Annotated in this window: 10 protein-coding genes and 1 pseudogene; 9 read left to right on the top strand and 2 right to left on the bottom strand. The window is 51.5% G+C overall.

Annotated elements, in window-relative coordinates:
• The 8 genes and pseudogenes from AC23NW_RS12475 to AC23NW_RS12510 all read left to right on the top strand — a co-directional run bounded on the left by AC23NW_RS12475 (position 1) and on the right by AC23NW_RS12510 (position 9,164).
• Positions 1–1,683 carry a RagB/SusD family nutrient uptake outer membrane protein gene (locus AC23NW_RS12475; protein ID WP_487449861.1) on the top strand — a complete coding sequence of 561 codons (1,683 nt, stop codon included), beginning with the start codon at positions 1–3 and terminating at the stop codon, positions 1,681–1,683.
• Positions 1,684–1,874: 191 nt separating this feature from the next.
• Positions 1,875–3,287: a rhodanese-like domain-containing protein gene (locus tag AC23NW_RS12480; RefSeq protein WP_487449862.1), complete on the top strand. Its 1,413-nt coding sequence runs from the start codon at positions 1,875–1,877 to the stop codon at positions 3,285–3,287.
• A 57-nt stretch (positions 3,288–3,344) separates the two neighbouring features.
• Positions 3,345–3,989, top strand: coding sequence for a peroxiredoxin (locus AC23NW_RS12485; protein ID WP_487449864.1), 645 nt, complete (start codon positions 3,345–3,347; stop codon positions 3,987–3,989).
• 33 nt (positions 3,990–4,022) lie between these two features.
• The gene (locus AC23NW_RS12490; RefSeq protein ID WP_487449866.1) at positions 4,023–4,322 is read left to right on the top strand and encodes a rhodanese-like domain-containing protein; all 300 of its coding nucleotides are present in this window, start codon (positions 4,023–4,025) and stop codon (positions 4,320–4,322) included.
• Between the two features lie 144 nt (positions 4,323–4,466).
• Complete coding sequence (locus AC23NW_RS12495) at positions 4,467–5,345, top strand: AraC family transcriptional regulator (RefSeq protein WP_487449867.1); 879 nt, start codon at positions 4,467–4,469, stop codon at positions 5,343–5,345.
• A gap of 89 nt (positions 5,346–5,434) precedes the next feature.
• Positions 5,435–7,317: pseudogene (locus tag AC23NW_RS12500) on the top strand (cytochrome c oxidase subunit I).
• Positions 7,318–7,496: 179 nt separating this feature from the next.
• A complete protein-coding gene (locus AC23NW_RS12505) occupies positions 7,497–7,856 on the top strand; it encodes a c-type cytochrome (protein ID WP_293845045.1) in 360 nt (119 codons plus the stop codon).
• A gap of 15 nt (positions 7,857–7,871) precedes the next feature.
• Entirely contained in the window at positions 7,872–9,164 is a 1,293-nt protein-coding gene (locus AC23NW_RS12510; protein WP_487449868.1) for an FAD-dependent oxidoreductase, read from the top strand.
• Positions 9,165–9,237: 73 nt separating this feature from the next.
• Here the strand turns inward: AC23NW_RS12510 and AC23NW_RS12515 are convergent, their stop codons facing one another.
• Positions 9,238–10,668: a CCA tRNA nucleotidyltransferase gene (locus AC23NW_RS12515; RefSeq protein WP_293845161.1), complete on the bottom strand. Its 1,431-nt coding sequence runs from the start codon at positions 10,666–10,668 to the stop codon at positions 9,238–9,240.
• Between the two features lie 73 nt (positions 10,669–10,741).
• A complete protein-coding gene (locus AC23NW_RS12520) occupies positions 10,742–11,263 on the bottom strand; it encodes an L-threonylcarbamoyladenylate synthase (protein ID WP_487449869.1) in 522 nt (173 codons plus the stop codon).
• Positions 11,264–11,495: 232 nt separating this feature from the next.
• Between AC23NW_RS12520 and AC23NW_RS12525 the strand changes: the two genes are divergently transcribed.
• Entirely contained in the window at positions 11,496–13,427 is a 1,932-nt protein-coding gene (locus AC23NW_RS12525; protein ID WP_487449870.1) for a tetratricopeptide repeat-containing sensor histidine kinase, read from the top strand.
• The last annotated feature ends 8 nt before the right edge of the window (positions 13,428–13,435 follow it).

Raw genomic sequence — 13,435 nt, forward strand, 5'->3', positions numbered from 1 at the left:
ATGAAACTGTTTAATAAACATACATTATATACTTCAGCTCTTTGTACTGCTCTTTTACTCAGCAGCGTATCCTGTAAGGATCAGCTGGATGTGGGTAACCCGAATGCGCCAACCCTGGCAGCCAACGTAAATACAGAAACGGGGTTGTACCAGTTTGCGCAGGGTGGTGTATACGTCAACGGTTTCCTGAACGGAGACGGCTGGCTAGGGAACAGCTACTTTTCGCTGCCGTGGGGCTACAGCGAACTGATGGCCGACATGGTTGGGGCCGATGCCTCTAACAACCAGGTGACGACCATCGGGCAACCGGATTACATCATCATGGATGATGGTACAAAACAAACAAACTCGGCACCGCAGGTCGGCATCATCCGTGCGTATAACAGCCGCGCGGCTACGGGATCTGGTAATAACGCGATTTATTACCAGTGGCTGAACATGTACTCGCTGAACAATGCCTGTAATCAGGTACTGGCCCTGGTAGACAAGATTCCGTTTACCGGCGACAAAACTTCGAAAGCGAATACGGTAAAGGCATGGGCGTACTGGTGGAAAGGCTATGCGTATGCGTCCATCGGATCGATGTATTATGCAGGCCTGATTGAAGATGAAGCCGGTAAAACCAACAGCAACTATGTAACCCATGATGCCATCATTGATGCATCGAACAAATATTACAACCTGGCAGCGACAACGCTGGGCAGTGTAACGAATGCCACAGATTATGCCACGGCATTATCAGCAATGATTCCGTCTGCAAATCAGGTTGGCCTCGGGACAGTGCCGAGTATTGCCGAGTGGAAACGGAACATCAATACCATGCTGGCCCGTAACATTCTGGTTAACAAGCTGGCCCCGTTTGTAAAAGGTAACCTGAGCGCAACAATTTCGAAGGCGTCTATGTCGGCTATGACAGCTGCCGACTGGAACAACGTGTTTACACTGACTACCAACGGTATCCAGAAGGGTGATAAAGTGTTTACCGGCCGTAGCACGTCGTCAAATTCGTTTTTCTCGCCGTCAGGCGGTACGGTTGCCTCGCTGACATCGGGCGTAAATACCTCAACGACCTTCAAGATCAGTGAGCGCTTTATGCAGAATTATAACACCGGCGATCAGCGGGTGGCTAATAACTTTAATACGACGACGACTTACAAAAACAACTACATTTATACCACACGCTATAGCATGATTGTGGATGGTAAAGGGTTGTCAGGTGTCTATACGTATGGTAGTAAATCTGCCGGTGCGATTGAAGTATACATTGCCGGCAGCTACGAAGAAAACGCGCTGATGCTGGCTGAAGCCAACATTCGTCTGGGTAAAGTAGAGGATGGTCTCAAACTGATCGACGCTGTGCGGACAACGCAGGGCGCCGGCGTCGCCGCTGTGGCGGGTACAAGCCTGAGCGCTGCTGCGGCCATGACCGAACTGACCAAAGAGCGCCGGGTATCACTGTTCAGCCGTGGGCTGGCCTATTACGATAGCCGCCGCTGGGGCTGGACCTATGACATTTCAGCGGGTGGCGGCAGCTACGGCAACACCGTTGTTACAACCGCCGGTGTCGTAAATAAAAACGTGACCATCAGCTATAACTTTATGGATTACTGGGACGTACCGGCGGATGAAGCCGAATTGAATCCGACGACGTCGAGCGTAGCAACCCGTAACCCGAATTACTAACCGGTAAGGATCGATTTCCGGAATAACTGACCCGTGGGGCTGGTATATCAAACCGGCTTCCACGGGTTTTTTTGTTAAACCGGGTTGAAGAAAAGTACACAAACTCATGGTTACGTGACATAAATCACGGATCGACGGTTTATAGGATACTTACTTTGTAACGTAAGATCAACCCTAAAACGACAGATACCATGTTTTTTCAACATATCTATGACAAAACGCTGGCGCAGGCAAGCTATATGATCGGTTGCCAGAAAACCGGTGAATCCATCGTAATTGATGCCAAACGCGATGTGGATACCTATCTGGAGGTAGCAAAACAAAATGGCCTCCGGATCACTCATATTGCCGAAACGCATATTCATGCCGACTTCCTGGCAGGCTCCCGCGAACTGGCTGCCCTGACCGGCGCTACTTTGTATTTGTCGGATGAAGGTGGTCCGGACTGGCAGTATGCGTTTCCGCACACCGGATTGCGGCACGGCGACAAAATTACGGTCGGCAACCTGACACTGGAAGTGATTCATACGCCCGGACATACACCGGAAAGCATCAGTTTTCTGCTGACCGACAAACCGGCTACCATGGCTCCGGTGATGCTGTTTACCGGTGATTTTGTGTTTGTCGGCGATGTTGGCCGGCCAGACCTGCTCGAAAAAGCTGCGGGCCTGACCGGTACAAAAGATGTGGGAGCGCGGCAGATGTACGATTCACTGAAAACGTTTAAGCAACTGCCTGAATACATTCAGGTATGGCCGGGCCACGGCGCCGGTTCTGCCTGCGGCAAAGCCCTGGGTGCGGTACCGGCTACGACGGTAGGGTATGAGAAAATCCGGAATTGGGCCCTGCAATACGACGATGATCAGGAAGGGTTTGTCGATTATCTGCTGGCCGATCAGCCGGAACCACCCAGATATTTTGCCATGATGAAGCAGCTCAACAAGGTAGATCGCCCGCTCATGGTATCGGTGCCGGTTCAGAAAAAGCTTAGTACGGATGAGCTGAAGGATGCCTTGGATAAAGGCATAGCGCTGATTGACACCCGCAATAAAGCCGCATTTGCGGAAGGGTTCATTCCCGGCAGTCTTAACATCCAGGGCAACAATGCCTTTGCTACCTGGATGGGCTGGTTCATGGACTACAGCGAACCGTTTATGCTGATCGCTGAAGAGGCGCAGATCGAAGACCTGACCCGTAAACTGATGCGTATCGGTCTGGATAATGTGTATGGCTATATAACCGACATCAACGAATCGGGTATTCCCCTGCAAAAAGCAGCGATTGTCGATGCGGACGCCGTAAAGGCTCACTTGAACCAGGATGATGTACAGCTCGTGGACATCCGCAACGAAACGGAATACCGCAGCGGCCATATTGAAGGCGCCGACCACGTATTTATCGGAACCTTACCCGATAATCTGGATAAAATCGCGAAGGATAAGCCGGTTATTATCTATTGTCAGGGCGGAGACCGGGCAACGATAGGCTACTCACTGCTGCTGAAAAACGGCTTTACCAATATCATGAACTATTCGGGCAGCATGAACGACTGGAAAGCCACCGGCAATCAGGTGGTAACGGCAGAGAATACCGTCCATGCCTGATGTACTGTGTCAGCAGGTAGTACAATTCCATAAAAACTGTAACAGAATAAATTAACCATGGAGACGCAGTTTTCAATGCCGCGTATCGGCGATAAAGCACCTGATTTTAAGGCCGTCACAACTACTGGTGAACTGACATTTTCTGACTATAATCAGGGAAGCTGGGTACTGTTTTTTTCGCACCCGGCCGATTTTACACCTGTCTGCACAACCGAGATGAGTGGTTTTGCCCTTGAGCAGGATACGTTCTTTGCTGAACATAATGTAAAACTTATGGGGTTGAGTATTGACAGTATTCACTCCCACATTGCCTGGGTAGAAAACGTACGGAAAAATACAGGGGTATTCTTTAAATTCCCAATTGTTGCCGACATCGATATGTCGGTTTCAAAACTGTGGGGTATGCTACAGCCGGGCGAAAGCGAGACCGCAGCCGTACGGGCCGTATTCATCGTTGATCCGACCGGTACAATCCGTCTGATTATGTACTATCCGATGAACGTTGGCCGGAGTATGGACGAAATCAAACGAACAATTGTGGCCCTGCAAACGGCATCGGCCAACAAATGTTCAATGCCACTTAACTGGAAGCCGGGCGATAAAGTAATCCTGCCGGCTCCCAAAACGGTGGAAGCGCTGGAAGAACGTCTGAATAGTGATCTCGAAATGGTCGACTTTTATCTGGCCAAAAAAGCACTTTAAGTCTAACCTCAACCTGTAAAAAGACAAGTAGTGATGCTAAAAGACTTGACCGCCAGTGAGTTTAATCAGCTTATGTCAGAGCGCCCGGAAGTGCTGTTGCTGGATGTCAGAACGCCGCAGGAAACGTTGCACCAATCGCTTCCGAACGATCTGGCAATTAATATAATGGATGAAGATTTTGTTGACCGGCTCGGCAAACTGGACAAAGAAAAGCCGTATCTGGTTTACTGTCGCAGTGGTAACCGGAGCGGACAGGCGTGCCGGCTTATGGAGGAACTTGGGTTTACTGAAGTGTATAATTTAAGTGGGGGGTTAATGAACTGGCCGTATTAATACCGAGGTGTATATCGCCGGTAACGCGATATATGTCTTGTGAGAAGGCTGATATTTAGGGATGCGGAGCCCGCTGACTGGTATTACTGGTCAGCGGCTTTTTTATGGGCTCCAGCCTGATCTGTACATTTTCTGTAGGTAATTATGCGCTCAAAACACACTCATATTCCGGTTTATTGTATTGAATCGTATCCGGAAGCACAACGGCATAAATCACCTTTTCATCTGACCCGGCTGGAGTCGCTGGTGCGTGATTTTGCCAACATCGACAAAACGCATGCTCATGATTTTTATATGGTTATGTTTGTGAAGTCGGGAAGCGGTACGCATACTATTGACTTCAAAACGTATTTTGTCGGGGAGCATCAGCTGTATTTTCTGACTCCAGGGCAGGTGCATAGCTGGGTACTGGAACCCGGTGTTACCGGGTTTACCTTTTTCTTTGCCTCTTCTTTTTTTACGGCCCGTTATCCGAAACGGCTTTTTGAATACCCGTTTTTCCACACAAATCAGCAACAGCCCCAGCTGGATGTACGACCGCAGCACCATCAGCTTGAAATACTGTTCGAAGCGGCCTTCCGGGAATTTGAACAACCGCAGTCTTCACAATCTGAAATGATGCTGGCCTACCTGTTTCTGATTCTGGAAACTGCTGCCCGTCTGTATGAAACCAGCGTTCCGGCCGAAGACCGGCAGCACGTTAATAAAGTGCGGCAGTTCGAAGAGTTAATAAATCAGTATTTCCTGACCGAGCGCGAAATACGCCAGTATGCGCAGCGTATGGGGCTGACACCCAATTACCTGAATGCATTATGTCAGCCATTACTGGGCAAAACCGCCAGCCAGCTGATTTATGACCGGATTATGGTCGAAGCTAAACGCATGCTGATACATACTGATTTGTCGGTCAAGGAAATAGCTTTCCGGACGGGCTTTAAAGATACATCGTATTTTACCCGTTTTTTTTCAAAACAAGAAGGGGTGTCGCCAACACGGTTCAGGGAGCAGGAAGGCCGAAAATAGTTGATTTGTACACGTGATCAGCGGGTTTGTGTCTCGACAGGCGAGGGTCAGAAAACGAACTTTGTTTTCTGTAAAACCTCAACTCAGATATGGATCAGATACCCAATCAATTCGTAACGGTGGCAACCGTTCACGAAGAGGCTGATGCGCATGAACATCGGTCTTTCTGGACAACATACATTTTCAGTACCGATCATAAGGTAATTGCGAAACAGTACCTGCTGACGGGTTTGGCATGGGCGGTTATCGGTGGCTTTGCATCGATGATCATCCGCCTGCAGCTGGGATTTCCGGACATGAAACTCGAATGGCTGCGGCCCGTCCTCGGCGGCTGGATCAACGAATCCGGGAAACTCGACCCCGATATGTACCTTGGTCTGGTAACCATGCATGGGGCGATCATGATGTTTTTTGTCCTGACGGCGGGGTTGAGCGGTACGTTCAGTAACCTGCTCATCCCGTTGCAGATTGGTGCCCGCGACATGGCATCCGGCTTCATGAACATGCTGTCGTATTGGTTTTTCTTTGCGGCCAGTGTTGTATTGTTGTCATCGTTTTTCATCGAAACCGGCCCTGCCATGGGTGGCTGGACCATTTATCCGCCGCTGAGTGCATTGCCGGCAGCCATCAGTGGTTCAGGTCTGGGCATGACATTGTACCTTATTGCCTTCGGCTTGTTTGTGGTCTCAACGCTGCTCGGCGGCATTAACTACATGGCAACGGTGATCAACATGCGGACGCGGGGTATGTCATTTTCTAAACTTCCGCTCTCCATCTGGGCCTTTTTTCTGACGGCGGTGCTCGGCCTTTTCTCTTTTCCGGTGCTGCTGGCGGCTTTTGCGCTGCTGTTTTTCGACCGGAGTTTCGGGACAAGCTTTTTTCTGAGTAAGATCTTCATCAATGGAGAAGCGCTGCCCAATACCGGTGGCTCGCCGATTTTGTACCAGCATCTGTTCTGGTTTCTGGGACACCCCGAGGTATACATTATTTTCCTGCCGGCGTTGGGGATCACTTCGGAAATTGTCGCAGTAAACGCCCGTAAACCGATTTTTGGCTACCGGGCCATGATTGCGTCGATGCTGGGGATTACCTTTCTGGCGTTCATTGTGTGGGCCCACCACATGTTTGTCTCCGGTCTGAATCCGTTTCTGGGCTCTATTTTTATGTTTCTGACGCTGATTATTGCCGTCCCGTCGGCCGTAAAGGGCTTCAATTACATTACGACACTGTGGAAGGGAAATATCCGGTTTACACCGGCCATGCTGTTTTCAATCGGCCTGGTTTCGTTCCTGTTTACGGGAGGGGTAACCGGTGTTATTCTGGGAAACTCATCCCTGGATATTCAACTGCATGACACGTATTTTGTGGTGGCTCACTTTCACCTGATTATGGGGTCAGCTGCCTTCTTCGGTATGCTGGCGGGTGTATACCACTGGTTCCCGAAAATGTTTGGCCGGATGATGAATGCCAGACTGGGCTATCTGCATTTCTGGGTCTCGTTTGCCGGTATTTACATGGTCTTTTTTCCGATGCACTATCTCGGGATTGCCGGTTTCCCGCGCCGGTATTATTCCTTCACCAGCTATGAGTTTACGGGCTCATTTGTTGAAATGAATCAGTTTATCAGTGTGGCGGCTTTTGTAACATTTGCGGCCCAGTTTGTTTTCCTGTTTAACTTTTTCTACAGCATGTTCCGTGGCCGGACGGCGCCGCAGAACCCATGGCGGGCCAACACGCTGGAGTGGACAACGGCCATTGTGCCGCCGCATGGTAACTGGGAAGGAGCCATTCCGGCCGTTTATCGCTGGCCGTACGATTACAGTAAACCAAATGCCCGGTATGTTTCATCCCGTAAACGGGTCCCTTTCCGCAAACACCGGCATCAAACCTGCCACACGAAAACCGGCAGGCTAATCAGGAAGCGTTTATAAATTCTTCGGGACATGAGGCTGCACAGCATGAGGGAAATTAAAGCGGCAGTTCAGCAGGCCATGTCAATCCATATTATGAATAATGTTACCAATAAGTATATTTTAGAATTGATTTTGTGTATAAAGTTTAATAAATAATTGGTTATGTGATAAATATCACAAATAAAGAACAGCCCCGCACCGTATTTAGCCCCGTAAACCTTTCAAATCTACTTTCCTGATGAAACTAAATGCTGCTGTAAAAGGTGTGGGCACTTTGTTGTGTCTCTCTTTGCTTACCTTAAGCTGTAGGGATGTTGTTCCGGAAGCAAACCAGACGCCCGCCAGCCTGACAGGTGGTGCCAGGCTGGCAGCCACCGATGACCATCCCGGTAAACTGCTGGCTGCAAACTGCTTCCAGTGTCACGGTACAAACGGAACCGGAATGGAGCATCTGGCTGGTAAACCCGCCAGTGAAATTGTGAACGAAATGCTGGAGATGCAGGCTAAAAATCCGCGGGCAGACATTATGAATGTGCATGCCAAAGCCTACACAACGGAGGAAATTAAACTGATCGCCGACTTCTTTTCTAAACAATAACAGACAGCTACAGGTATGAAACGCAGAGATTTTTTAGGCAATATCGGACTGGCTTCGATCGGGGCTACAGCTTTTCAGGCAGCGTTACTGGAAGACGCATTCGGGCAGAATGTTACGGCCGGACAGGCTAACGGACGGGTAGTGGTTGTCGGCGGCGGTATGGCCGGAGCAACCGTAGCAAAATACTTGCGGATGTGGGGCGGGACCGGCGTTCAGGTAACGCTGGTGGAACCTAATGCCACCTACTACTCGAATATTTTCAGCAACATGGTACTAACCGGTGAACGTACGCTGAGCCAGCTGTCATTTAACTACAATACGCTGATCAGTAAGTATGGAGTGCAGGTAAAAACCAATTCGGTGACGGGAATTGATCCGGTAAACAAATCAGTAAGTCTGAACAATGGGCAGTCACTGAGTTATGACCGGCTGGTGCTGGCTCCGGGCATTGATTTTGATCCGCTGCCCATCTCGGGCACGGCCACGGCCATCGACAAGGTGGTACATGCCTGGAAAGCGGGGAGCCAGACAACAAACCTGCAGGCGCAGATTAAGTCAATGACCAGCAAGGATACGTTTATCCTGACTATTCCGCCGAAACCATACCGCTGCCCGCCGGGGCCGTATGAGCGCGCCTGCGTAGTGGCCGACTACCTGAAACGGACAAAAGGGGGCGGCAAAGTGATTATCCTCGACGGCAATCCGGGCATTCAGGCAGAGCCGGAAAACTTTACCAATGCCTTTACAAATACACACAAAAACATCATCACCTATGTGCCGGGTGCGACGCTGCAAAGTATTGATGCCAATACGGGTACGGTGAAGACAGCCGCCGGTACGTTTACCGGCAAAGTGATTAATGCCATTCCGACCCATAAGGCTGGTAATCTGATCACCGCGTCCGGCATCGGGCTGGCTAACTCGGGAGGCCGCTGGGCGGGCGTCAATGTCCTGTCGTATGAGTCAACGGCTGTTCCGGGTATCCATATTATCGGTGATGCCTCAGCCACCACACAACCTAAAGCCGGGCATATCGCTAATGCCGAAGCCAAGGTTTGTGCAGATGCGATTATCCGGCTGTTTAAAGGGCAGGCTCTTAATCCGGCACCACGGACAAATTCGGCGTGCTACACGCCCATTACCAGCACCACAGCATCGTGGCTGTCGGTTGGGTTTAAATACGATCCGGCGAGCGGAACGATGGTCGCAACCGGCAGCGGCGTGACCGAATCGGCGGGGGCTAATAAAGATAATTATGAGGAGATGCTGAAATGGTTCTCTAGCCTGATGGCAGATACGTTTGCCTGATCCGGATGGACGTATAACTAGTAAAAGGGCCCCGGATTAACGTCAGGGGCCCTTTTACTAGTTATGAGTGTTGTTACTTCACCGGAGAAAACCCGTGCTGCCGCCCGATCTCAAGCATAAACGGGAAGGCATCTTCCATCGTATTGGCCACTTTCCCGTCCAGGATAGCTTCCCGGATAATGACTTTGATCTCGCCGACTTCGCGGGACGGTTGCAGGCCGAACGTCTCCATGATTAGTTCACCGGTAATGACCGGCTGGAAATTCCGGAGTTTATCCCGCTCTTCCAGATCGTGGAGCTTTTTCTCAACGCGCTCAAAATTCCGGAGGTGTTTCTGCACCTTTTCGTGATTTTTTGACGTAATGTCGGCGCGGCAGAGGATCATAAGGGCTTCCAGATCTTCACCCGCATCGAACAGCAACCGGCGCAGCGCCGAATCGGTAATCTGCTCTTTTACCAGCGCAATCGGGCGGAGGTGGAGCTTGACGAGTTTCTGCACAAACCGCATTTTTTCGTTCAGCGGCAGTTTCAGGTTCCGGAAAATGGCCGGTGTCATCCGCGCGCCGAGGTCTTCATGTCCGTGGAACGTCCAGCCCACCCGCTGATCGAAGCGTTTGGTGGCGGGTTTGGCAATGTCGTGCAGCACCGCCGCCCAGCGCAGCCACAGGTCGTTGGAGCGGGCGGCAACGTTGTCGAGCACCTGCAGGGTATGGAAGAAATTATCCTTGTGGCCTTTGCCTTCCATAAATTCGGCCCCTTTGAGGGCAACAAAATCAGGGAAGAAACGCTGCAGCAGGCCGGCTGCATCCAGCAACCGGAAGCCGTATGACGGTTTTGGCGACAGAATAATCTTGTTCAGCTCATCGGTAATCCGTTCCTTCGACACAATATCAATCCGCTCGTTCATCCGGATAATGGCATCGAACGTGTCGGGATCAATGTCGAAGTTCAGCTGGGAAGCAAACCGGATAGCGCGCATCATCCGCAGCGGATCGTCGGAAAACGTAATATCGGGGTCCAGCGGGGTTTTAATCAGCTTCCGGCGGAGATCAGCCAGCCCGTCGAAGGGGTCGACCAGCTCGCCGAAATCGGCCTGATTCAGGCTGATGCCCATGGCGTTGATGGTGAAGTCGCGGCGGTTCTGATCATCTTCCAGCGAACCGTCTTCCACAATCGGTTTCCGCGATTCGGCGCGGTAGGATTCTTTACGGGCACCGACAAACTCAACCTCCCAGATGTCATGTTCATCGGTCAGGCTGGTTTTGAGCATGGCTGTACCAAAGTTTTTAAAGACCGAAACGGGAACGCCCGCTTCCCGTCCGACGGCTTCGGCAAGGTCGATGCCGCTGCCAAGACAGACAATATCTATATCCTTAGAAGGGCGCTTCAGCAGCAAATCCCGTACGAATCCGCCGATCACGTAGGCCCGCACATTCAGTTGATGGGCTTGCCGGGCAACGAGACCGAAGATAGGATTTGTCTGTAAGGTTTCTGAAAAATTCATACGTACTGTTGGTCGCTGACAGACTGCCTGCGGGACAGCTGCCCGGAACCGGTCTGCGGCTCCGGATGGACCACTATTTTCTGATAAACTCAATTTCGCCCGTTGCGCCCAGTTTCAGGATGCGGGGCAGGTGAACTTTGTTCGGCAGTACACCGAAATGACCGCTGACGGCTGTTTCGGCTACTTTCGGAAGCTGTGTTTTGCCAAAGGAAAGCGTCAGTAAACCACGGCCAAACCCGCCGATGAGGCGCTGTATTTCCGGATTCAGTGCCTTCCGGATGGCAATCGGTGCTTCCGGATCCGCCTGCTGCGAAATGTTTTTGCCTTTCTCAAAAATGACGATCAGCGGTTTTTCCGAAAAGTCCACCAGTTCCCAGGCAATGTCAGGGAGTTTGGCGACGTACATTACCAGCTGATCGGCATGCTGGATCACCAGCGACAGGTCGGTGCCGGTTTCCTGCTGAATAGCCATCAGTTGCTCAACAGCTTTATCATTGATCGGGTCGGCCGCAATGGACCACCCGGTTTCGTCGGCGATGGCTACTAACTGGCCCTGGCGCAGGGCATAGCTTATATCACGTGCGGTTTGTGTCATATCCTTGTTTAAACCCACAAAGGTACGGGAAGTTCAGATATTCAGGGCAGGATAGGTAAGAATAGATATGAAGTCCCGGTCGCCGGTGCGGGCGAGGTAGGTTCCGGTCCGGTGTTTCCGGTAACAAATTTGTTCATAATGCCGGTAAAATAAAGAACCGTACGCTTTATAAATAGCCTGTTGCTGATTTATCGTATGTATCGTACATTAGGAGTAAGACCTGTATCAGCTTATGCGCGCTAGATTCTTCGGATGTCCGGGTTGGTTGATACCAGCCTTTTTTATGGGCCTTTCCGGTGTAATGGGTCAGTCTGCCAAACGGCTTGATTCACTGGCCGCCCAACTGAGGGGGAGTGCCCGTGATACAGCCTATGTAGATACCCAGAACCGGTATGGATGGCAACTGCTCCAGGTTTCCGGCTTTAAGCGGGCGGATTCAGTTTTCCGGGAAACGGAGCGTTTATCGGAGCAGCTTGATTATCCGGCCGGCCGGCACCATATGTATTATAACCGTGGCCTCAGCTTATATTATCAGGATCAGCCGGCTAAAGCACTCGCTTATGTGCAGAAGGCCCTTGAACTCGAACAAGCGTACCCTGACCGGATTCCGGTTCGGCACCGGCCAATGGTTCTTAGCCTGACGGGCGTACTTTATTTTGCGTGTCATAACTATAAACAGTCACTCCGTTACTACCTGTCTGCCATACGGCTTGCCGAAGAACAGCATGTTACCTACCGGATTACGCCCGCCTACCTCGGCGTCGGCAATGTGCTCAAGGTGATGAATAAGCCGGCGCAGGCCCTGACGTACTATCAGAAGGCACTGGATGCTTCGCGCCTGGAGCCGGAACCGCGCATGCGGGTATTAGCCGAAAATCACATGGGAGATGCCCTGAGCGAATCAGCAACGCCTGATTTTCCGAAGGCGCTCATCCACTATCAGAATGCCCTTTCTGTGGCCGAACGAAATGGCGCTCGCGGCCCTTTGTCGGACGTGCTGACCAATATTGGCCGTGTACAGCTGGCACTCGGCCATTACCAGCAGGCCCTTTCGTTTCTGAAACGATCGGAAAAAATCTGCCGCAGCGATTCGCTGAAAGATCAGTTAGGGGCTGTTTACTGGATTACCGGTCAGGCGTATCAGGCGCTCAGGCAATACGCTCTTGCCGAGACTAATCTGTTGAAGGCGCTGCATATTGCCCGCCAGATCGGCGACGCTGACGAAACCCGGAAGCGGATGCAGACCCTCGCCGGTTTTTATCAACAGAGTGGCCGGTATGAGCTCGCCTACCGGTATGAACACCAGACGGCGCTCCTGAATGATTCCCTTTTCAACGTGCAGGCCGCCCGCCACACACAAGAGCTGACGACGAAGTATGAAACGGCCAAAAAGGAAAACCAGCTGAACCTGTTACGCGCCGAATCGGCTCAGACTAAACTACGCATCACAGCTATATTGACCGGAGCCATATTGCTGCTGTTGCTGGCGGGGGCGGTATCGGCCTGGTTGCTGAACCGCTCACGGCTACGCCGGCTGGAAGAGGCCCATGCGCTCCGGCAGCAGATTGCGCAGGACCTGCACGACGAGGTAGGCAGTACCCTCAGTAGTATTTCGCTGCTCAGCGGCCATACCGACCGGTTGCTGAGCGAAAACCGCCCCGAAACGGCCCGGCACATGGTGCAGAAAATCTATACCGATGCCCGGCAGATTCTGGAGTCGATCGACGAAATCATCTGGACCATCAATCCCGGTAACGACTCGCTGGAACGGATCATCCAGCGCCTGCGGGAGTATGCCCGGCCGCTCATGGAATCGAAAGGGATTGCGTTTACGTTCGATGCTGATCCGTCGCTGGAGTTGCTGCCGGTGCCGATGGACGTACGCCGGAACCTATATTTGATTAGTAAGGAGGCAATTAATAACTTAGTGAAGTATGCCGATGCCACGGAAGCGACTGTCCGGTTTGACAAGCAGCATGACCGGCTTGTTGTCCGGATCGACGACAACGGGAAAGGCTTTGATACCGAAGCAGTGAGCATACGGAACGGACAACAAGGTATGAAACGACGGGCTGAGGCGATGGCCGGACAGCTGACGGTGGCTTCCCGCGCCGGACAGGGGACCTCCCTGCAACTGGTGGTCGGCCTGGCAACTTCTCTTTAATCGATTTA

The organism is Arsenicibacter sp. R0_47, assembly GCF_057652235.1.